The following is a 20,369-nucleotide window of genomic DNA, read 5'->3' as shown; positions in this document are numbered from 1 at the left end:
ATTCAGTCAAATTATATAAAATCTTTACAGTAGATATTTTGTAACACTGTTATGTGTTATGTCGGTATAGCAATAAAACCAGTCTTGACACCTTTCTTCAAAGCACATTTTTCATAATTCATAAAAAAAGACAGATTAAACTGCCTTATATGTAATTATTAATACTATAAAGTGAGTAAAATCAGCTTTTTTAGCGTTTAGATACAGTCTATAGGAAGATGCGATCGCCTGGAAATTAAAGGTACATTTATTTGGGATGTTGTTATGCACTGGATTTATAGATAGGTTTGGTGGTGAGCCAAACCTTTTTTTATGGCTGCACATTTGATTTTTTGAGCGTCGACTGCCAACGCTCAAAGAATCTTATTAGTAATTGTGTCAATTTAATGTGTCGTAGCTTACATATTCAGCAGTTTTAGCTTGTGAATTGATTTTAGGGTTAATTAATTTAAACCTTGAGGAACCAACGCTGGCGATACATGAGGACGGCGACAGCCCACCATAACAAAACCGTAACTAAGGCGAATAATAGTGAGCCGTTGAAGGTTCCAGCCCAGGAGGCGAAAAGGTTTTGGTATATCCAGTTGTAAGCACTGGGGGCTGTATCACCTGTGCCGATTTTGGTTTTGACGAGAATTTTGATTAATAGAACTGATGCGACAAAAACAGCGATCGCATTTAACCCCATAATTTCAAAGGGTTTACTCCAGCGTTTAATTAATCTGACTTCAATTAGCTCATAACAAGCTGCTAAAAGTAATAAAGCCCAACCGCTAGTAAATACAACATAAGAACTAGTCCATATCTTTTTATTAATTGGAAATACCCAACCCCAAGCCCAACCAATAATTAAACAACCGATACCAAATAATGCTAATCCTACACTTGTACGTGTCTGTACTGGCTGTTTACGTATCCAATCCCCGGTAAAATAACCAGCCAATACGCTAACAATGGCAGGAATTGTGCTGAAAAGTCCTTCTGGATCGCCCAAATTTTTGAAACCATCACCAGCATACAGATGCACCTTTGGTATAATTAATCTGTCAATATAAGCTCCAAAATTACCTTCTCTTGTCAACACACCAGCACCATAACCAGGTACAGGAATGTACATCATTGCTAACCAATAGCCGACAAGTAAAACGCCTGCAAGTATCCATTGTCCTTTGCGCGGTAGTTTAAGGACTGCTAAGGAAGCGAATAGGTAACTGAGACTGATACGCTGTAATACTCCCATGATACGTATGTTACTTAAATCAAACGTCCATATACCCTTATTCCAAAAACCATTAAGTAATAAACCTAAAACAAAGAGAATAGCAGCGCGGCGGAAGATACGCCCATATACCGCAGAGTTCGGTTTATTCTCCTGGGTGTACTTGGATAAAGAAAAAGTCATTGCTACACCGACAATGAATAAGAAAAAGGGAAATACTAAATCAGTTGGTGTGCAACCATGCCAGTCTGCATGAGCTAAAGGGGGATAAACATCATCTGCAACTCCCGCCATATTGACGAGAATCATCCCTGCAATTGTAATACCACGAAATACATCAAGCGAAGTCAGGCGCATGGACGGAATTTTGTACTAGATGAGTATATAAAGTATCTAAACAAAACCGCCTGTTGCAGAGAATTAATTAATTTTTACAACTTGGCTCATATACGCTTGGAGATGAGTGATGAGGGAGATGAGGGAGTGGGGGGAGATGTAGCTTGCTTCCCGCAGGGTGGGAGATTTATTACTCAGCACTCCCAACTCAGCACTCATCACTCTATTTTACTTTGCCTTAATAGGTGTGAGGGAGACACCACGATAGTAATGCCCTAGTATTTGCAAGTAATTAGCACCGCGTAAAGCTAAATTATAAGCACCCCATTGACTCATGCCTAAGCCATGACCGAAACCAGCACCTTGCAGGGTAAAACTACCATCTGCGCCTCTAGTGACGTTAAAGCGGGTGCTTCTGAGTCTCAGGGCTGTACGCACTTCTTCCCCTCGTAGAACCTTTGTACCCTTATCACCTACTACTCTTAAAGCTTTCACGCTGCGGTATGGGGAAAAAGATTCAGGAACTATATCTTTAACATTACCTATACCAGCAATTCTGGCGCTAATTTCCGCCGGGGTAAAAGTTTTTTGCCAAATACATTCCTTAACGTTTTGGTCATAGTCCTCAACAGCACGCAGATAAGGTAGAGAATTACTCCAAACATCTTCTACGTTTTCGGTGTGTCCACCAGAACAGGCATGAAAGACCGAAAGAATTAGACTATTGTTATAAGTTAAAACTTGTCCGGCTGTAGCATCAACGGCGGCGTAGGTTTTAGGCGATTCGCTACTGACCCCTTGATAAATCTGCCAGCGATCTGGGGTATCACCTAAATCGTAGACTGGGTTAGTGCGCTGTTGTTCTCGCTTGTATAGTGCATAAGTACGAGCTGCGATCGCCTGCGCTTTTAACGCTTCATCAGGCCAGCTAGAACTCATTTCTCCACCCACTACACTATAGAGATATTCTTCTAAATCTACCCAGTTAACGACATCTATACCTTTTTCGGTGGGAACTACTAAAGTTCTACCACGAAACCAGCGATCGCCAATATAAACAAATCCTTTCCCCGATGGCTCAATCCAAAATAAACCAGACTGCCATTTATCTAAAGCCACTCCCCCAGGAACAGCTTGGGCATAAAAAGCACTCATGGCTGGCAATTGTCCCAAAGTACGCCCTGTACTGTCTTTCACAATTGCCGTCGTCGAACTGCCTACTCTAGCTTGATTAACTCCCCTCTCAATTGCCACGCGCAGGATGACAGAGGCTTGAGCTGGGGCAACCAAAGCGATCCACAATAAGATACCTAGCCACCAATGACGGACTTTAATCTGGGACAATAAAGAGCCTAACAACAGTTGAAATTTCATGCTGATCATCTAGTCCTAGTATCTGTTTGTAGCTCTGGACTATCAAGTCCACAACTCAAGGTAAGACACCTCTGTTAAGTTAGAGGTTGCCACTTCCTAACAATTATGCAACGTGTTTTGGATATTGGGGAATGGGGAGCGGAGGGAGATGAGGGAGACAAGGGAGAATAGTTAATAACTGTGGACTATGGACTATGGACTGTTGACTAACGACTAATGACAAAAGTAAACTGGTTAATTGAAAGATACATTTTTGATGCTGATGAGCAAATATTAGAGGAATTGAAAAGACAAGGATATTTTTATAAGGAAATAAAATACCTCACATTTCACCCTAAAGATGCACATCAATATTTTCCTGATAATGATTGTGTTTTATTTCGAGGAACTTTAAATTTAGGACGCAATATTTTACGAACTTCTTGGGTTCCCGGTGCTTATTTAGATGAACGGAATTTACGATGTTCTACCTATTACACTTATTTCGGTCAATACTTACTTAATAAAAAATATTTTTTACTTACTTTAGGTGAACTCATCCGTAGACAAGAGGAGATTCTGGAATATTTTGGTTCTGATGGTGATTTATTTATCAGACCAGACAGCAATATGAAATCCTTTCGCGCCGGAGTATTTAATCTTAAGAAGTTAAATACTATGGCGGGTTTAGGTAGTGAACTCAAAAGAGATGAGACAACTTTAGTCCTAGTGAGCGGTAAACAACCAATTACTAAAGAATGGAGATTTTTTGTTTATAAAAATCAAGTTATTACTGGTTCACTTTATCTAGTTGGTGAGGAAAGAATCAATGAAACAATTAACGGCGGATATTTAGAAAGTTATGTAAATAACGTATTAAAATCAGTAAATTGGTATCCAGAATCTCTTTACACCCTAGACATTTGTGAATCAGCAGGAGAACTTTATGTATTAGAACTTGGTTCCTATAGCTGTAGTGGTGAGTATGGATGTGATTCAAGTTTAATCATAGAATTTGGTGCAAAAGCAGCTTTAGACGATTATGAAACTGTTAATGATTAGCTCAAATACAGTGATATAAATTGGCATTTACCTAAGTATGAGTAACCCAGAATTTACACTCGGATATTATCAAGAAAATTTGGTAAGAACATTTGAGTTTGATGTAGTAACGGTTGATAGTCAAGGTCAAGAAGTCAAAAAAGAAAAACACCAAGCCCAGTATTTTTTGGAAGACATAGGTAGAAATGTCACTATAGAAATGGTCTATGTTCCTGGGGGGACATTTATGATGGGTTCCCCAAAGGAAGAAGGGCAGAAAGAAGAAACTCCTCAGCATGAAGTGACTATTAAGCCCTTCTTTATGAGTAAATATCCAGTGACTCAAGCCCAGTGGAAAGCAGTAGCTTTCATCCCCATGATTAATTGTCAACTCAAACCAAATCCATCTTTTTTTGCAGGAGATAACTTACCTGTGGAATCAATTTCATGGTTTGAGGCTGGAGAATTTTGTGACAGATTAACGGCGAAAACAGGGAGAAAATATCGATTACCTAGTGAAGCAGAATGGGAATATGCTTGTCGCGCCAGCACTCAAACACCGTTTTACTTTGGGGAAACGATAACCAAAAAGTTGGCAAATGCCCAAACTACTAAAATTCTGCCAGTAGGCAGCTTTTACCCTAACGCTTTTGGTTTATATGATATGCACGGCTGTGTCTATGAATGGTGTGCTGATACTTGGCATCCTAGTTACAACAAAGCGCCGAAAGATGGCCGTGTATGGATAAGTTCGAGAAATGATAAATACCTGGTGCTACGGGGAGGTTCATGGTTAGCCAATTTAGCCAACTGTCGTTGTGCTTCTCGCACTAATTATCAGCCTCATATAAGAACAAATACTTGCGGTTTCAGAGTTGCCTGTAATATTATGTTTAAACAGATATAAACATTTGTAATATTTATCCCTAAAAGCCAGTCATCAGTAATATTTACAGTAATTAAGTATAGATCAGCTAATAATTGCTCCTTAAATTAACCAGAGTGCCGCTAAGTTTGAGTTAATGGCTGATGCCAGCAATAACAAAGTCTCACTTGTTTGCCAATAAATTTATATTTACTATTTCAGATTTAACTTTTAAACAAGAGAGATACATACAAATGAACTTTGATTTGTTAAAAAAAATTATCTCAAATAATAAAAATTTAATCTTGGCTTTACTTATTACCATGTTAGGTACATGGTTAAGAGTTTATAACTATAGTGTAATTCCCTACAGTAATTTTACATTTGATGAGTATGCGTTTGCCTGGAGTGGAATGAGTCTAATTCAAAATCATGTGCCTACTTCATGGTCTTATCTTAGTGCATACGACCCTAATACTTTTGTGAATATTGAGTGGCTGGGTAAGAAGAATTTATATTTAGTTACTCCTTGGTTTGATCATCCACCTCTGTTTGGCTTGATTGTAGGTGGTTTTGCTATATTGTTTGGTGCTAATACATTTTGGGACTGTACTACAGATTTAATTAGAATCCCAAGTGTTATCTTTACTAGTATATCAATTTTTCTGTTTTATATTGTTACTAATAAATTATTTAATACAACAATAGCTACCATTACTAGTTTGATATTTTCCACTGATCCTTTATTTGTATATTTATCCCGATTAGCAGTTAGCGAAAATTTATTAATTTTAATAATATTAGCTAGTCTATTTTGTTTTTTAAAGTATTTAGATACATCACGACGAATATATTTTTATATGCTTGTTTCACTAACTAGCATTGCCCCTTTGGTAAAAGTTACTGGTCTATCTATTGTTGCCGCTTTATCTTTAATGCTTATATGCAAGAAGAAGTATAAAGACGGCTTAATAGTTATGGCGGCTGGAGCTTTAGGTTTTACTCTTTATTTTGTTTATGGTTGGTTTTATAATTACAAATTGTTTTTGGCTGTTTTGAAATCACATTCCCATCGTTTCAATAGCATTCTTATCATGCAGGAAATGATATTATCAGTAAATCTCCCTTTTACAGATGCTTGGTATATTCTTGGTTGGCTAACACTTCCATATAAAATAAGAAATTTGAGAAATAAATATAAAATACAATTAATTTTTCTACCTTTTATAATATACCTTTTTATGTTAATATTTTCAGGCGCACAGAGTCATTTTTATTGTTGGTATACAATTCCGTTGTATCCATTTTTGTTAATATGTGCAGGATATTTTATTAGTGATTTTATCAAAAAACCATCTATTTTAAATTACGCTGTTATACTTATTTTTATTTTCCCCTGGTGTTTAAATTATGGATTAGGTAATCCCTGGTCAGATTTTTACTTATTAAGTATTAAAGGATATAAATACATATTTATAATTTTAGTATCTATGGCATTTGCACCTATTTTTATTCAAGAAGTACTGGGAATCAAAAAAGTTTTATTTATTAGTAGATTTACCTCAATTATAGTTTTTATAAGTTGTATTTTTGCCAATATACTAATTACATACAATTTAAAAGCTATTTTACAAAGTGGCTTGGTTTAGTAATTAATTGATTTGCTAGTTAATTGGTAAATAGCTCTCCTGCTCCCTGGTTCCCTCGCTTCCCCTCGCAGTTGGATATTTTTATAGTCGGAAGTCCCTAAGCCTGTGTGCTTTTTTTCATTAAAAGCTAATTTTTCTTTGTTTGTAGCTATTCTTCCCTCCCCATTTCTTAGACCGCTCTTATCATGGAAACTAAGACTGTTAACTAAAATTAAGTAATGCTGACCCGTATTAAAGAATTAGCCACAAAACTAGCGCCTCGCCTGATTGAAATTCGTCGTCATATCCACTCCCATCCAGAACTGAGTGGACAAGAATATCAAACTGCTGCCTTTGTGGCGGGTGTGTTATCTTCCAGTGGCTTACGTGTACAAGAAGGTGTCGGTAAAACTGGTGTCGTTGGTGAATTGCAAGTTACAGAGAAAAATCATAATTTCCTGGCAATTCGTACCGATATGGATGCCCTACCTATTCAAGAATGTACGGGGTTGGAATACGCTTCTCGTACAGAAGGGGTGATGCACGCTTGCGGTCATGATATCCACACTACGGTAGGTTTGGGAACCGCAATGGTACTTTCCCAAGTGGGGGAGGAGTTAGGCGGAAATGTACGGTTTTTGTTTCAGCCTGCGGAAGAAATTGCTCAAGGCGCAAGCTGGATGGTTGCAGATGGGGCTATAAAGGATGTTTCCGCTATTTTAGGGATTCATGTTTTCCCTTCGATTCCGGCTGGTTCGATTGGGGTACGTTATGGTGCTTTAACGGCGGCGGCGGATGATTTGGAAATTGTGATTATTGGCGAATCTGGACATGGTGCGCGTCCGCACGAGGCTGTGGATGCAATTTGGATTGCGGCACAGGTAATTTCTGCTTTGCAACAAGCGATTAGCCGTACACAAAATCCCTTGCGTCCTGTGGTGTTGACTATTGGCAAAATTACTGGCGGGAGAGCGCCGAATGTGATTGCAGATAAAGTACAGTTGTTAGGAACGGTGCGATCGCTCCATCCAGAAACCCGCGCCCAACTTCCCAACTGGATTGAAAAAATTGTCGCCAATGTTTGCCATTCTTACGGAGCGCGTTATCAAGTCAACTATCGTCAAGGTGTTCCCGGTGTTTACAATGATTATGGGCTGACGCAGTTGTTTCAAGCCGCAGGTGAAGAAGCTTGGACTAGCGATCGCGTTCAGGTGTTACCAGAACCATCTTTAGGTGCGGAAGATTTTTCTGTGTATCTAGAACAGGTTCCTGGTTCGATGTTCCGTTTGGGTGTAGGCTACCCTGAACGAATTATTAACCATCCTCTACATCACCCTGAATTTGAAGTTGATGAATCTGCCATTGTCACAGGAGTAGTAACTATGGCTTACGCTGCTTATAAGTATTTTTTAAAGTGATTTTTGCAGATTTTCAGCCCGTGATCCTTTTCCTCACGGCTGAATTACATCTTTTTTCATACAGATGATCATTTTGATAGAATAAATATACAAAATGTAAAATTTGTATATTTTACCTATGTCAGATCCCGTTAGCGCCACCGAAGCCCGTGCCAAATTCCAAGAAATTATCAATCGCGTAGAGTATGGAAAAGAGCGCATTTTGATAGAAAGGCATGGTAAGCCTGTAGTAGCAGTAATTGGATTAGAAGACTTAAAGCGGTTAGAAGCCATAGAAGATGCTATAGATTCAGCAAATTTGAGACAAGCCATTGCAGAAAACGAAGGCTTTACAACTTTAGAAGCCGTGATTACTCAACATTCTCATGAGTGACCGTTATACCTTGAGAATTGCCAAAACTGCCGAAAAAGACCTTTTAGAGTTACAAGCAAAACAGTTCAAGCAAGTCGTCTCTAAAATTTTTTCTCTCCAAGGAACACCCAGACCCCAAGATTATAAAGCTCTCAAAGGTTATGAGGGTGGATATCGCGTTGATCAAGGTGAGTATAGGATTCTCTACACTATTGATGATGAAGCCAAATTAGTAGATGTGTTTCGTGTCGGTAAACGCAATGATAATGAAGTGTATCAAAACTTGTAAATAAAGGCGATGCAGAAAAATAGCAGAAAACAGGTAACGGTTTCCTGACTTAATGTATATCCTGAAACATCAGGCAACTGCTATAACAACAAAGGATAAATTAAAAAATTTATTACGGAACTTGTCAATGCAGATTCTAGAAATCCCAAGTTTTGCGGTTATTGTTGGGGAAAATGCTGTTCCTGTAGTTCAATTACCTGTTGTATGGCAAGACATTGCTCAAGGTACAGCCAAGGTTGGACTCACCAAACCACAAATTTATGTGGAGATGGCGCAGTTATTTTTATACAAGCTAGAGCATGGTGATGTTGACTTATTTAACGAACGTCCAGAACTAAGCCACCTCAAGACCTCATTTTGTCAGCTATTTGGACAATTGGCACGCGAAACCCTTGAATTTTACGGTTATGATTTCATGACTCATAACTATCCCAACTTTGAGCAAATTCTGCAAGACGCAGAATCTTTGGATGCAGATTACACCAAAGTAGCGCGGATTGGCTTAGAACTATTCCAAGAATTTGGTTACGAGTTACCAGCCAGCTTTTATCATGTCCATCTAGCACCCATTTACCGAGATCATATATTTGAAGAACGCGCTCTAAGATTTGACAAGCGAGACATAGAACATAAGCGTTCTTGGGATGCCATACTTCATGCAGGTAAAGTATTTGCTATGCAAATGAAGGTGCAGAGTATCGCTTCTAAATATGGTTTTACTTATCAACATGGTTGCGGCTGTAATTCACACCTATCTTCCATTGATGAATCTCGCGGAGCTTTTGCTTATGAGTTAAGCCAAGAAAAACGCGATCGCTGGATTCGCAGTTTTATCTGGACTGCTTGGTATGAATATGCTTTTTTCCCGATTGTGCCAAATACCAGTTATTTAGTTTAGGAATCTGGGCAATTAGCTAAAATTTTTTCCTAATCTCCAGTTTGGCTAATTACTTAGAATATATTTGGTGATGGGTAATTGGTAAGCTTAGTAGGAAAAACCAATTATCCATTAACTATTACCAATAAAAAATGCTTTATCCTTTAATAATTTGGCTGGTATAGCAAAGCCAGGATGGAAAGTCTTACAACTTCTAGCTTTCAGGCTTGGGAAATGTCCGCACCCTATGTGCCTCATACTCATACTATATTAAGTTATATTAATCTTAGTTTTGATTGAAATAACTAAGGATATAAGCATGAGTAGTATTTGGATTTGCCTACTGTTAGGATTAGTCGCTGGAACAATTAGTGGTATGACAGGTATCGGTGGAGGGATAATTATTTTACCTTCCCTAATTTTTCTACTAGGCTTTTCCCAACAACAAGCACAAGGCACGACATTAGCATTGTTGGTTTTACCAATAGATTTATTGGCAGCTTGGGTTTATTACAAGCAAGGATATGTCGATATTAAAGTAGCCGCGCTCATTTGTTTAGGATTTATTTTTGGTGGCTGGTTAGGTGCAAAAGTAGGCACAAATTTACCTACAGGAGCCTTAAGCAAAATATTTGCTGTTTTGATGATTATGAGCGCTATCAAAGTTTTATTTACTAATCCCGCAGAGGGAATATAAACATTTAAAAATATAACTATAATTTTGGATGATGTTGAATAATATTCCTGACGGAATACCATCATTCATCTATTCCTAATTTAAAATTCAATCAACTAATAAATAGCCAAAACACTATGACATCTGAAACCACACTGGAAGGGAATCTCCAGAACAACGACTTATTTAAAAATGCAGATGATGAAGAATTGCAGGTAGAAGAAAAAGTATTTCAATGGACAAAGCAGTGGTATCCAATGGCGGTAGTAGAGTATCTTGATCCTAGCCGTCCCCACAGGATGCAGTTATTAGGTAAGGATATTGTCCTGTGGCGGGATGGTTCTGGTCAATGGCGATGCTTTGAAGATGTTTGTCCTCATCGATTAGTTCCGCTTTCAGAGGGTCGTGTCGAAGCTGATGGTACACTTTTATGTGCTTACCATGCTTGGCGTTTTGACAGTCAAGGAAACTGTGTAAGTATGCCCCAGTCTAAGGACGAACAGACTGCGACTAAGAATTGTGAAAATCCGAAATCCTGTGCTGTAGTTTATCCTACCCAAGAACGCCAGGGTTTACTGTGGGTATGGGCTGAACCTGGAGAAATAGCTAAGGTAGAAAGCCAATTGCACACACCGCGTATTGTGGCTGAATTAGAAGATAACTCAGGTAGGGTGGTCAAATCTGCCTGGAATTTCCGCGATTTGCCGTATGGCTGGGACTACTTTATGGAAAACGTCTCAGACCCCGCTCATGTACCAGTTTCTCATCATGGGATTATAGGCGATCGCTACAAAGATGCCAAATACTACGATATGATTCCTGTACGCCCCATATCTACCCAAAATGGGTTTGCCTTTGAGATTCAACCAACACAAGGCGACACAGTACAGGCAATTCACGATTTTCAACCACCTTGTTACATGAAAATTGTTGCCACCTCTAAGGATGGTGGACAGTTAATTTTGGCTTTGTACGCTACACCAACTCGTCCCGGATGGTGTCGGCATATTGGTTGCCAAGTGTTTATCAAAAATCCCCAAGGGAAGAAACCCCAAGGATTATCTTTCTTTGGACTACCGTTACCCATTTGGTTGACTCATGTATTAGCATCCTTATTTCTCCACCAAGATATGGTGTTTCTCCATTACCAAGAAACAATTATTGCTCAAAGAAGAAAGAGTAAATGGCTAGATGCTGTTTACACACCAAACCCTCAAGATAAAATGGTGATTGCATTGCGTCGATGGTTGGAAAATCGCGCTGGTGGTGGTGTACCTTGGGCAGCAGAAGCTATATCTCATGGTGAACAAGATAAGCAGAAGTTGTTTGACGTGTGGACAACCCATACTGAAAATTGCACAGTTTGCCAAAATGCTCTAAAAAATATCAATCGTTTGACCGTATTAGCTTATGTAGCTGCGGCTGTGTGTTTATTCATCGCAGTTATTGTTGATGCTAGGTTTGTAGCCCTACAAGCAGCGTTAGATAAATCTCTATTCACCCTGCCCCCTGTAGGATTTTGGTTAGCGCTTACAGGTGGTATTTTACTAGCTGTTTTAGGATATCAATTGAAAAGATTTAGCGGGCTATTTTACTCTTACACGTTTGAACACGCTCATAATGATTAAACTATGTATAACAAGCGATTTAATTAATAGATAATCTATTAATTAAAAATCAAAGAAGGTAAATAATTATTACCTTCTTTTTTAGCGAAAATTTGGCACTACCCACTAACAAATTTAACCTTTTACACAAACAACTTGCTTAAGTGTAGCTACAACCTCCACTAAATCAGCTTGATTTTGCATTACTTGATCAATAGGCTTGTAAGCGCCTGGAATTTCATCTAAAACACCAGTATCTTTACGACATTCCACGCCCTTAGTTTGCTGAATCAAATCATCGAGAGTATAGATATTTTTTGCTTTATTTCTCGACAGTAAACGACCAGCGCCATGAGAGCAAGAACAAAAACTATGAGCATTACCTTTACCTTTAACAATGAAAGATTTTGCTCCCATTGAACCAGGGATAATCCCATAATCTTCTGTTTGTGCGCGCACTGCACCTTTACGAGTTACATACACATCTTCGCCAAAATGTACTTCTTTTTCGGCGTAATTATGATGGCAATTTACTTGCAATAAAGGTTTAGTTTCCTTTCCTCCAGCTAGATGCTTTTCAATGATACGTTTGAAACGCGCCATCATTACATCACGGTTCACACGCGCATAATCTTGCGCCCATTGTAAATCGTTCCAGTATGCTTGAAATTCTGGTGTTCCAGCGACAAAATAAGCTAAATCAGGGTCAGGTAAATTATTACCTGCTAATTTTGCTAATTCCTTGGCTGTACTAATATGGCACTGAGCCAAATTATTGCCAATGTGGCGTGAACCAGAATGTAGCATTAGCCAAACTTGGTTCTCTGTATCTAGGCACACTTCTATAAAGTGATTTCCGCCACCGAGAGAACCCATTTGTCTCATTGCTTTGGTTTGTAAGTCTTGTACACCGGAGTGCAAATCTTTAAAATCACTCCAACGTTGCCAGTTAGAAACAGATTTTTCTACATCTTTATTTTCGTTAAAACCAGTGGGAATTGCTGCTTCAATATCTAGGCGAATTTTCTTTAGTTTACCTTCTAATTGTTCGCCAGTAAATTGTGTTTTGATGGCGCACATCCCGCAACCAATATCCACACCCACCGCAGCAGGAATGATTGCTTCTTTGGTAGCAATTACAGAACCAACTAAAGCACCTTTTCCTAAATGGACATCTGGCATTAACGCTACATGTTTAAACACAAATGGTAGCGATGCCACATTTTCTGCCATTTTGGTTTCTTCATGGCCTAGTTCATGATTTGCCCAGGATAATACAGGGGCTGGTGTTTGAATTTCTAATTTTTCGTAGGGCATAGTTTTAAAATAGGGAGTAGGGAGTGAATAGAATTTTCTGCATCTTTTTGTATGGGTAATTAAGCATTTACACTTGATGTAATTGTTTATTTTATATTTTGATTAAAATGTGATATTTATATACTACATTTGTAGTATATAACGGTAGTCGTGTCAAGTGATGACCAATGACGAATGACCAATGACTAAAGTAAAATTGGTAAAGAAGATAACTTAGGCTGACTCAAGTTTATGCCAGCAGGTCAAAATACTATTTGGGAAACCTTATTAGCGCCTGTAGCCCGGTTTTTGATTGATGAGGATAAGTGGCGGCGTTATGCTCAAAGTATTGATTGGGAGAAAGAAAGCGTAGGCGTAGCCCGCCGTAGGCATCGCTTCCGTAGAAATGATGTAATAATTCCCTCGTACTACAGTAGCCAGAACTTTCACGGTATTAAGCGAGGATATCTTAATTCTAGTGCGGCTGTCAGCTATGATCCAATTACGGAATACGCCCTACCACCGAATGAAACATGGGTGCGTCAAGCCTTGATTGATGCGGTAAAAGTCCAGCCAAGACGCATATTAGACTTGGGTTGTGGTACGGGTTCCACGACATTAATGTTAAAACAGGCTTTTCCTCAAGCAGATGTGATCGGTTTGGATTTATCACCCTATATGCTGGTAAGGGCAGAAGATAAAGCCAAAAATGCGGGTTTAGATATTAGCTGGCGACATGGAAACGCAGAAAAAACTAGTTTTCCCGATGCTTCTTTTAATTTAATTACGGCTGCTTTATTGTTTCACGAAACACCTGTGGCAGTATCCCAAGCAATCTTACAAGAATGTTTCCGGTTGTTGGTTCCTGGTGGGCAAGTGTTAATTTTGGATGGGAGTCAGAAAAGCCTACGTCAATTGGAATGGCTGAATAATATTTTTGAAGAACCTTACATTCATGAGTATGCGGCTGACAGCGTAGATGCGTGGATGGGTGCGGCTGGGTTTGGCGGAGTAGGTACAGAAGATGTATGGTTGATACATCAACTAACTAGCGGTGTTAAACCTATTTTCCTAAACGATCGCACTGTTGGGGTAAACCAAAGACAATATACACCAGCAATAGATAATAATAATCAGGAGGGTTTAGAATCTCCAGCTTTGGCATAGTGGCATGAGTTTAAAGGCAGTTCTGTTTGATTTTAATGGCGTAATCATTAACGATGAGCGCATTCACCTACAATTAATAGATGAGATTCTCGTACAAGAAAATCTCCAACCCCAGAAAGTGCAAGAGCGTCAAGCTTCCTTGGGGCGGAGTGATCGCGCTTGTTTTCAAGAATTGCTGGCTAATCGTGGTAGAGTCGTCAGCGAGGATTATGTAACAGGGTTACTCAACCGCAAAGCCCAAGCCTACGCGCTGGAGTTGGAGAAATTAGATAAACTGACGATATATCCCGGCGTGGAAGATTTGATTTATCAGGTGCGATCGCGTAATCTCAAACTAGGTATAGTTAGTGGTGCGTTACGAACAGAAATTGATTTAGTTCTCAACCGCGCCAATTTAGCCGAGTATTTTAAAATTATCGTCGCAGGCGATGACATCACCACCAGTAAACCCCACCCAGACGGTTATTTGTTGGCGATAGAACGGCTGAATCAAGAATATCCAGAATTAAATCTGCAACCCCAGGAATGCTTGGCCATTGAAGACACCCCAGCAGGGATAGGAGCCGCCAAACGAGCGCAAATACAGGTTTTGGGCGTAGCGAATACCTACCCCTTCCATATGCTGCAACGCTGCTGTAATTGGACTGTCGATTACTTGAGCGAATTAGAACTGGAGCGAGTACAAGCAGTTTTTTCTGGCAATAAATCTCAGCCATCCCTAACTGAATGTTAAAATACTCTATGATGGTTGAATCGTTATGTTAGGGGAATTAGCTCAGTTGGTAGAGCGCTGCGATCGCACCGCAGAGGTCAGGGATTCGAGTTCCCTATTCTCCATCGTACAACCGAACGGCGGAACAATTCTACTATAATTCGCCAGCTTCCCTCAGTTTCTGCAACTACATCATGACGCTTTAAGGTATCTAATGCAGCCTGCAAAGTATGACCATTCATACCTGTAGACTCAGCTAAGACATCAAAACTCAACCCATCTTCATGGGGTGCAAGCACCTTTAAAATTTCCTGTTGTCCCTCCACATCTTGCGCCGCCTGACCCCAAACCCCATCAAAATAGTAGCGTCCGCGCTGGAAAAACTCAGGGTTATCAATTACAGCTTCTACATCTTCAATGGTAAAAACAGGGTCGCGGGGTCTTCCTTGCTCAAAAACTTGGTCATTGTAGCGGCGCACTAACTGAAATCCCATCAGTTGGACTAAAAAGGGTTGACCAGATGTTAAAGCATAGATTTTGTCTAAAGCTTCTGGGGTATAGTCAAGGAGAAAGTCTTCATTTGGGTTAGCTAAAATTTGGCGAGTAGCTGCACGTTCTAGAAATTTAATATGAATAGGAATAACGCTGGCGAAAAAGGGTTGAAAATAGTCTGCTGTCATCTCCTCTAAAGTGTGTAACCCAGCAAAGGCAAAGGCAATTTTAGAACTCATTTGCACCAACCCCCGCAGATAACCCATAAAATCTTGAGGGATTTTTCTGGCTTCGATGAGTTCCTCAATTTTCTCAAATTCGTCTAAGGCAATAATTAACCCAGTCTCTAATTGTGCTTCTACTTGTTTTAAATAGCGTTCAAAAGTTCTATAGGGAAGATTTAATAAGTCCGCGTCATTTGGTGGAGGAAGTTTCACAGTTTGAGAAATTTCATCACTAATAGCCATTAGCACCTCACCCACTCCTTGGGGGCTATCTCCCAATCGCAGCAGGTTGACGTAAGCTAACTGTATCCTTGAACCTAGACAGTTAGCAGCATTCAGAAAGATTGAAGTTTTACCCATGCGCCTATGACCGTAAAGAACTACAGACTGGAGTTGATTACCCATTACCCAGAGTTCTTCTAACTGTCTCAGCACATCTTCTCTGCCGACAAACAGATTACCTTGAACTGGGTTGCCTATGATATAAGGATTAATCACAGGCTTGGTGATAGAAATTTCTCCAACCTCACGAGCTATCTTTAAAAGACTCTTTCCCCAAGTAGCAGTGATATATATAATTAACCATCGTTCCGCTTGTGGTAAATTATAGGTTGTGTTTAAAATGCTTCTTATTTCACCCAAAGCACGATTAAGAGCTAAAGACCTCGCTGAAAGAGACACACTTTTGTTAACAAACTGGATGTCCTCAGCTACGCAACGTAGATTTTTAAGAGTATTCCAGGTATTTGGGCGTAAAAAAGGTTCTTGTGGAAAAGCGGGTATTTGCAGATTAGCAATGCTATCCACTGTTGTTGCCTTTTGAAATGCTGCTAGAGTTTGGGCAAGGATATACATTTCCTCACCGTAAAGTAGAGAACGTACTACAGCAAATGCCTGCTGCGCTTTTGCTGGTTCTTCTTCATGGAGATACCAAAAACCAGCCGCAGCAGCACGAGCAGGAGTATCCAAACGAGTATCTGTGAATAAACGAGCTTGCCATCTCATACGCCAAAAGGGAGGAATGATCAACAATCTACTTATAAATTTTGATTTGAAACTTGCGTTCAGAGAAGCTGAGGCAAAACGTACTAAAGTCCAGTCAGAAGGAGATTCAGCCAATTTAGAAACACGCCAGATAATTTGCTCTGATGGAGTTCTGTCAAGTATTTTATTAACTGCTTGAATAACAGGAATAAATTGCAGAGTATATGCTAACAATTTATTAATATTATTTAAACCTGATTCCCAATCTTCTTGTAGCCAATTCTGCAAGCGAAAAGTAAGATTTGGTAAAGGGAGAGGAGTGATACGCGGTATTAGCCATTTACTATAATTGGACGAGTTTGAGTTTAAGAGTAAGCTAAAAACCCAATTGTCTAGACGTAAATTAGCCAAGCCTAACGCCAAGCCAAACGCCACGGCATACGCTGCCACACCTCCCGCCACGCCTAACGCTACACCTCTCAACACACCTAACGCCACGCCAAACGCCACGCCAAACGCCGCCACGCTTAACCCCACGCCAAACGCCACGCCAAACGCCGCCACACCTAACGCCACGCCTCCCGCCACGCCTCCCGCCACACCAAACGCCACACCTCCCGCCACGCCTAACGTCACGCCTAACGCCACGCCATATGCCACACCAAACGCCACGCTTAACGCCACGCCTAACGCCACGCCTAACACCACGCCTAACGCCACGCTTAACGCCACACCAAACGCCACACCAAACGCCACACCAAACGCCACACCAAACGCCACACCCAACGGCACACCCAATGCCACGCCTAACCAGTTAAAAGGAACGTTTAAACGCTCAACAATTAGACCTAAAATTAACGGTGTAACGACCGTTAGTATCACACCCTGGAAAAGTAACTCACGTTGGATAGGATGCTGACGCAAAACTTCCCATCCTTTTCGCCAGTTCATTTCTTCTTCGGGAATATACCCACCTCCAAAAGTATCAACATACCATCGCAAAGCCTGGGGAAAGAAAAACACCCAGTACAACAGACGCAGATAATCTAAGGGATTCCACAGTGACAGGGGTCGCCGCAATTTTGGTGCTAAGTTTAGGGGAGGTACAGGAGAAGTCATAATTTATCCTCTATTCCCGTTGCTAAAATAGCTTGAGTAATTTCGATAACACAACTGCATCAGTTTGCGAGGATGTCCGCTACTTTCTTGAATTAGTTGAATAATTTCTTCCTCAGCAAACGTCACTGAGGTCATAGCTAGACGACTGCTAACAAAATCACGAATGCTGTTTTCATCCCACGGCTTGATATTCTCCTCCTGACAAATACCAGCCAGTGGTGATGTTTTACCATCATCCTGACTATCGTGAAATAGCTTGTCTAGAGGTTCAGTTGCAGCTAAAGCCAACCGCAGATTACTACCCTCAGCTAAACCCCGCAAATAATCTCGCACTTGCCGAGTAAACCCTTGCCAAGTCAATTTACCTACATTATCTATAGCCAGCAGCACTCGTTTATCTCGTAAATTGCGAGTTAGCATATAACCCTTACTTTCAGGGATACCTATCTCGTAACACAAAGCTTTATAAAATTCTTCCTCATCATTAACCCAATTCAAATCTAAAAATGCTGGCTGACGCTGAAGCTGATTTTCTGCCTGTTGACAAATCTTCCATAACAGAGAAGATTTGCCAATCCCTTCTTCCCCTACGAGAACTATACTACTACCACTGTTAAAAATTTCAAATATTCTTTGTATTTCCTGCTTCCGCCCAAAGAATTGTTTTGCATCTTCCACCCTCCCTTGCTGGGGAATAAAAGGGTTAGTAAGTTCTATAGCTGATTTTGGGGTAGTTAGAATTTGTATAGATTGATTTTTATATATTTTATCTATTGAATTTTTAAAATTATCTTTATTAATCTTAATTTCTATTTGAGAAACTTGAGATATTTTCTGAAATATTCTACCTCCTATTTCTTTTACAGATTGCACCTCATAATTTATTTCTTCCGCAATGACAGAATAAATCTTGCCTTCCCATATTCCTAAGAACACAGCCTTTTCAGCATCACGAAAACCAGCCCCCTCTTTGGAAGCAACTAGGTGATCAATAAAATCAAATGCCTCTTCTGCGTTCATTAGTTGCTGTAGATAACTAGTAATTATTCATACTATCCTAAAACTCAACAGATTTTTGTAAAAGTGCTGTGGCTAAAGCAGCGTTCCGTAGGGAGGAGTAGCAATGTCAGTTCTAGATAGGAGCAATCATAGACTATAGCAAATACTTTCAAAACTGTGTTCTATCTCCCTTACGCAAGCAAAACCAACCTGTACCTACTTTGACCTACTTACATTAGAAACTAACACAAGTAATTGTTCCTACGTCTACTTACCGACAAATGATAACTACCCAGATAACGTAATAAATAACAAATAAAAGTTTTCTGGACTGTTCCAAGTATGAAACCTTCTACACTAAAACTTCTGACTCCCATGCTAGTTGCGCTGATTACTGCCAGTGCAACTGTAGTAGCAGATTTAATCAATAAACCTAGTTCACAAGGCAATAATTCTATTAACTATAAGCCTACAAATCAATCAAGTTCTACTGCTTCAAAATGCGATATAGATATTGTCAACAAAGTATGTGTTTCTCATATAACTGTGCAGATTAACAGCGATGAACCTCAACAAGTCAAATATGCTGAACGTCTTGCACTAAAAACAGGAGATAAAATCAAACTCTTGGGTTTAACTTATTGCATACTCTCGCAAACGAAACTCAATAAATTAGAGGCAAAAGCGGTTTTATTTAAACATGGTATTGAAAATTACCAAAATACGCTGTTAACCCCTAGCAGTTTTCCAATTAATACAGGTTGTCACAGTATCAACAATTTTCCCAAATCATGGCAAATGGAAGCAGGACAACACCGGGTTATTATTCCTATAATTAAGTATGATGGCAGCTACAGAGTAGTTGACAAGAATTTTTATCTGAATTTGGATGTAGGGAATTAATTTGACTATAGTTTTCCATATCCGTTGAAGTTTACGTAGTAATAGAATTACCGGGTGTGTTATGTGGCGTTACTTTAGGCTCAAGCCTTAACACACCCCATAGTATCCCTTGAACTTGAAGTGTCTTAACTCATTGTCTATTGCTGAAGTTATCAGCAAAGCCTATTTCTTTAAAAATAATTTATATTGGCTGTTAATTTTTTAATTTTTGCTATTAAATCAGTTGTGTAATTAACTTGTTCGAGTTATTTTGGTGGCATAATCACACGCAACTTGGGAGAGATGGTTATGAATCAAATACAATTAACTTTACTAATTAGTTATTTATTGATGACTTGCTATTTTCTCAGCAATTGGGTGAACTTTGCTATGCGCCATCCTAGTTCATCCCCAGAGGATAAGTTCTTAAGTTTTGTAATGTGTGTAATCACAACTGTTTTCTGGCCTTTGATTGTGCCAATGTCTTTAATTGAAATCGTCAAACAGCGCAAATTAGAAGTTAGTACTATAATTCCTGTTCTGTTAGTAATGTTTGCTGTGACTGTTTCTTACGTAATATCTGAGTTATCTGCTTAAATTTACAGTTTATTTATTTTGCTTGCAATAATTGTTCAAATGTGGTGTGTGCCGGAGTCTGGAAGCTGTGGACTGGGCGATCGCACAAGCTATGACAGAATATATAGAATCATCTATACAAGGCTTACGCATCTAGGCTGTAAGGGTTTTCAATACCCCTGTACCCTTGTGCGAACCCTTGGTTTTTCGTTTTCATGCGTAAGTTATCAATCTTATCTTCTTAATCTACCTGCGAA

19 protein-coding genes and 1 tRNA gene are annotated in these 20,369 nt (G+C 39.5%); 14 read left to right on the top strand and 6 right to left on the bottom strand.

Features of this window, described 5'->3' with window-relative positions:
• Positions 1-448: 448 nt before the first annotated feature.
• The 3 genes from NSMS1_RS15145 to NSMS1_RS15140 all read right to left on the bottom strand — a co-directional run bounded on the left by NSMS1_RS15145 (position 449) and on the right by NSMS1_RS15140 (position 2,938).
• The gene (locus tag NSMS1_RS15145; RefSeq protein ID WP_224094898.1) at positions 449-1,576 is read right to left on the bottom strand and encodes an acyltransferase family protein; all 1,128 of its coding nucleotides are present in this window, start codon (positions 1,574-1,576) and stop codon (positions 449-451) included.
• Between the two features lie 63 nt (positions 1,577-1,639).
• Positions 1,640-1,774 carry a hypothetical protein gene (locus NSMS1_RS35110; RefSeq protein WP_263432583.1) on the bottom strand — a complete coding sequence of 45 codons (135 nt, stop codon included), beginning with the start codon at positions 1,772-1,774 and terminating at the stop codon, positions 1,640-1,642.
• A gap of 9 nt (positions 1,775-1,783) precedes the next feature.
• Positions 1,784-2,938, bottom strand: coding sequence for a SpoIID/LytB domain-containing protein (locus NSMS1_RS15140; RefSeq protein WP_224094896.1), 1,155 nt, complete (start codon positions 2,936-2,938; stop codon positions 1,784-1,786).
• A gap of 207 nt (positions 2,939-3,145) precedes the next feature.
• On the opposite strand from NSMS1_RS15140, the gene NSMS1_RS15135 reads away from it, so the two are divergent.
• The 9 genes from NSMS1_RS15135 (at position 3,146) to NSMS1_RS15095 (ending at position 11,682) form a co-directional block, all read left to right on the top strand.
• Positions 3,146-3,970, top strand: coding sequence for an ATP-grasp domain-containing protein (locus NSMS1_RS15135; protein ID WP_224094894.1), 825 nt, complete (start codon positions 3,146-3,148; stop codon positions 3,968-3,970).
• Positions 3,971-4,007: 37 nt separating this feature from the next.
• Positions 4,008-4,856 carry a formylglycine-generating enzyme family protein gene (locus NSMS1_RS15130; RefSeq protein WP_224094893.1) on the top strand — a complete coding sequence of 283 codons (849 nt, stop codon included), beginning with the start codon at positions 4,008-4,010 and terminating at the stop codon, positions 4,854-4,856.
• Between the two features lie 122 nt (positions 4,857-4,978).
• Entirely contained in the window at positions 4,979-6,463 is a 1,485-nt protein-coding gene (locus NSMS1_RS15125) for an ArnT family glycosyltransferase (protein WP_224094891.1), read from the top strand.
• Positions 6,464-6,681: 218 nt separating this feature from the next.
• Entirely contained in the window at positions 6,682-7,860 is a 1,179-nt protein-coding gene (locus NSMS1_RS15120; RefSeq protein WP_224094889.1) for a M20 family metallopeptidase, read from the top strand.
• Positions 7,861-7,978: 118 nt separating this feature from the next.
• A complete protein-coding gene (locus NSMS1_RS15115; RefSeq protein ID WP_224094887.1) occupies positions 7,979-8,233 on the top strand; it encodes a type II toxin-antitoxin system Phd/YefM family antitoxin in 255 nt (84 codons plus the stop codon).
• Entirely contained in the window at positions 8,226-8,501 is a 276-nt protein-coding gene (locus NSMS1_RS15110) for a type II toxin-antitoxin system RelE family toxin (RefSeq protein WP_224094885.1), read from the top strand. The genes NSMS1_RS15115 and NSMS1_RS15110 overlap by 8 nt, the downstream gene beginning before the upstream one ends.
• A gap of 127 nt (positions 8,502-8,628) precedes the next feature.
• Positions 8,629-9,399: a hypothetical protein gene (locus NSMS1_RS15105; protein ID WP_224094883.1), complete on the top strand. Its 771-nt coding sequence runs from the start codon at positions 8,629-8,631 to the stop codon at positions 9,397-9,399.
• A gap of 298 nt (positions 9,400-9,697) precedes the next feature.
• Positions 9,698-10,075 (top strand): sulfite exporter TauE/SafE family protein, encoded by a 378-nt coding sequence (locus NSMS1_RS15100; protein WP_224094881.1) that lies wholly within the window; start codon positions 9,698-9,700, stop codon positions 10,073-10,075.
• A 116-nt stretch (positions 10,076-10,191) separates the two neighbouring features.
• The gene (locus NSMS1_RS15095) at positions 10,192-11,682 is read left to right on the top strand and encodes a Rieske 2Fe-2S domain-containing protein (protein WP_224094879.1); all 1,491 of its coding nucleotides are present in this window, start codon (positions 10,192-10,194) and stop codon (positions 11,680-11,682) included.
• A gap of 114 nt (positions 11,683-11,796) precedes the next feature.
• Here the strand turns inward: NSMS1_RS15095 and NSMS1_RS15090 are convergent, their stop codons facing one another.
• Positions 11,797-12,978, bottom strand: a complete 1,182-nt coding sequence (locus tag NSMS1_RS15090; protein WP_224094870.1) for an RtcB family protein — start codon at positions 12,976-12,978, stop codon at positions 11,797-11,799.
• A 231-nt stretch (positions 12,979-13,209) separates the two neighbouring features.
• On the opposite strand from NSMS1_RS15090, the gene NSMS1_RS15085 reads away from it, so the two are divergent.
• The 3 genes from NSMS1_RS15085 (at position 13,210) to NSMS1_RS15075 (ending at position 14,961) form a co-directional block, all read left to right on the top strand.
• Positions 13,210-14,124, top strand: a complete 915-nt coding sequence (locus tag NSMS1_RS15085; protein WP_224094868.1) for a class I SAM-dependent methyltransferase — start codon at positions 13,210-13,212, stop codon at positions 14,122-14,124.
• Positions 14,125-14,128: 4 nt separating this feature from the next.
• On the top strand, positions 14,129-14,857 hold the full coding sequence (locus NSMS1_RS15080) for an HAD family hydrolase (protein WP_224094846.1): 729 nt from the start codon (positions 14,129-14,131) through the stop codon (positions 14,855-14,857).
• A 31-nt stretch (positions 14,858-14,888) separates the two neighbouring features.
• Positions 14,889-14,961 (top strand) — tRNA-Ala (locus NSMS1_RS15075).
• On the opposite strand, the gene NSMS1_RS15070 is transcribed toward NSMS1_RS15075, so the two are convergent.
• Positions 14,935-17,655, bottom strand: a complete 2,721-nt coding sequence (locus NSMS1_RS15070; RefSeq protein WP_224094844.1) for an AAA family ATPase — start codon at positions 17,653-17,655, stop codon at positions 14,935-14,937. The two genes, NSMS1_RS15075 and NSMS1_RS15070, sit on opposite strands and share 27 nt — an antisense overlap.
• A 3-nt stretch (positions 17,656-17,658) precedes the next feature.
• Positions 17,659-18,675 carry an ATP-binding protein gene (locus tag NSMS1_RS15065; protein WP_224094842.1) on the bottom strand — a complete coding sequence of 339 codons (1,017 nt, stop codon included), beginning with the start codon at positions 18,673-18,675 and terminating at the stop codon, positions 17,659-17,661.
• A 321-nt stretch (positions 18,676-18,996) separates the two neighbouring features.
• Between NSMS1_RS15065 and NSMS1_RS15060 the strand changes: the two genes are divergently transcribed.
• Both NSMS1_RS15060 and NSMS1_RS15055 read left to right on the top strand, forming a co-directional pair.
• Entirely contained in the window at positions 18,997-19,557 is a 561-nt protein-coding gene (locus NSMS1_RS15060; RefSeq protein ID WP_224094840.1) for a hypothetical protein, read from the top strand.
• Positions 19,558-19,845: 288 nt separating this feature from the next.
• The gene (locus tag NSMS1_RS15055; protein ID WP_224094838.1) at positions 19,846-20,133 is read left to right on the top strand and encodes a hypothetical protein; all 288 of its coding nucleotides are present in this window, start codon (positions 19,846-19,848) and stop codon (positions 20,131-20,133) included.
• Positions 20,134-20,369: the final 236 nt, after the last annotated feature.

This window comes from Nostoc sp. MS1 (genome assembly GCF_019976755.1).
Lineage (GTDB): Bacteria > Cyanobacteriota > Cyanobacteriia > Cyanobacteriales > Nostocaceae > Trichormus.
The sequence above is the reverse complement of the archived record's forward strand: the minus strand, read 5'-3'. Positions and strand labels throughout refer to the sequence as shown.

Bases quoted from the DNA above. Each gene is read 5' to 3' on its own strand.
- NSMS1_RS15145 (WP_224094898.1), bottom strand. From the start codon at position 1,576: ATGCGCCTGACTTCGCTTGATGTATTTCGTGGTATTACAATTGCAGGG.
- NSMS1_RS35110 (WP_263432583.1), bottom strand. From the start codon at position 1,774: ATGAGTGCTGAGTTGGGAGTGCTGAGTAATAAATCTCCCACCCTGCGG.
- NSMS1_RS15140 (WP_224094896.1), bottom strand. From the start codon at position 2,938: ATGATCAGCATGAAATTTCAACTGTTGTTAGGCTCTTTATTGTCCCAG.
- NSMS1_RS15135 (WP_224094894.1), top strand. From the start codon at position 3,146: ATGACAAAAGTAAACTGGTTAATTGAAAGATACATTTTTGATGCTGAT.
- NSMS1_RS15130 (WP_224094893.1), top strand. From the start codon at position 4,008: ATGAGTAACCCAGAATTTACACTCGGATATTATCAAGAAAATTTGGTA.
- NSMS1_RS15125 (WP_224094891.1), top strand. From the start codon at position 4,979: ATGCCAGCAATAACAAAGTCTCACTTGTTTGCCAATAAATTTATATTT.
- NSMS1_RS15120 (WP_224094889.1), top strand. From the start codon at position 6,682: ATGCTGACCCGTATTAAAGAATTAGCCACAAAACTAGCGCCTCGCCTG.
- NSMS1_RS15115 (WP_224094887.1), top strand. From the start codon at position 7,979: ATGTCAGATCCCGTTAGCGCCACCGAAGCCCGTGCCAAATTCCAAGAA.
- NSMS1_RS15110 (WP_224094885.1), top strand. From the start codon at position 8,226: ATGAGTGACCGTTATACCTTGAGAATTGCCAAAACTGCCGAAAAAGAC.
- NSMS1_RS15105 (WP_224094883.1), top strand. From the start codon at position 8,629: ATGCAGATTCTAGAAATCCCAAGTTTTGCGGTTATTGTTGGGGAAAAT.
- NSMS1_RS15100 (WP_224094881.1), top strand. From the start codon at position 9,698: ATGAGTAGTATTTGGATTTGCCTACTGTTAGGATTAGTCGCTGGAACA.
- NSMS1_RS15095 (WP_224094879.1), top strand. From the start codon at position 10,192: ATGACATCTGAAACCACACTGGAAGGGAATCTCCAGAACAACGACTTA.
- NSMS1_RS15090 (WP_224094870.1), bottom strand. From the start codon at position 12,978: ATGCCCTACGAAAAATTAGAAATTCAAACACCAGCCCCTGTATTATCC.
- NSMS1_RS15085 (WP_224094868.1), top strand. From the start codon at position 13,210: ATGCCAGCAGGTCAAAATACTATTTGGGAAACCTTATTAGCGCCTGTA.
- NSMS1_RS15080 (WP_224094846.1), top strand. From the start codon at position 14,129: ATGAGTTTAAAGGCAGTTCTGTTTGATTTTAATGGCGTAATCATTAAC.
- NSMS1_RS15070 (WP_224094844.1), bottom strand. From the start codon at position 17,655: ATGACTTCTCCTGTACCTCCCCTAAACTTAGCACCAAAATTGCGGCGA.
- NSMS1_RS15065 (WP_224094842.1), bottom strand. From the start codon at position 18,675: ATGAACGCAGAAGAGGCATTTGATTTTATTGATCACCTAGTTGCTTCC.
- NSMS1_RS15060 (WP_224094840.1), top strand. From the start codon at position 18,997: ATGAAACCTTCTACACTAAAACTTCTGACTCCCATGCTAGTTGCGCTG.
- NSMS1_RS15055 (WP_224094838.1), top strand. From the start codon at position 19,846: ATGAATCAAATACAATTAACTTTACTAATTAGTTATTTATTGATGACT.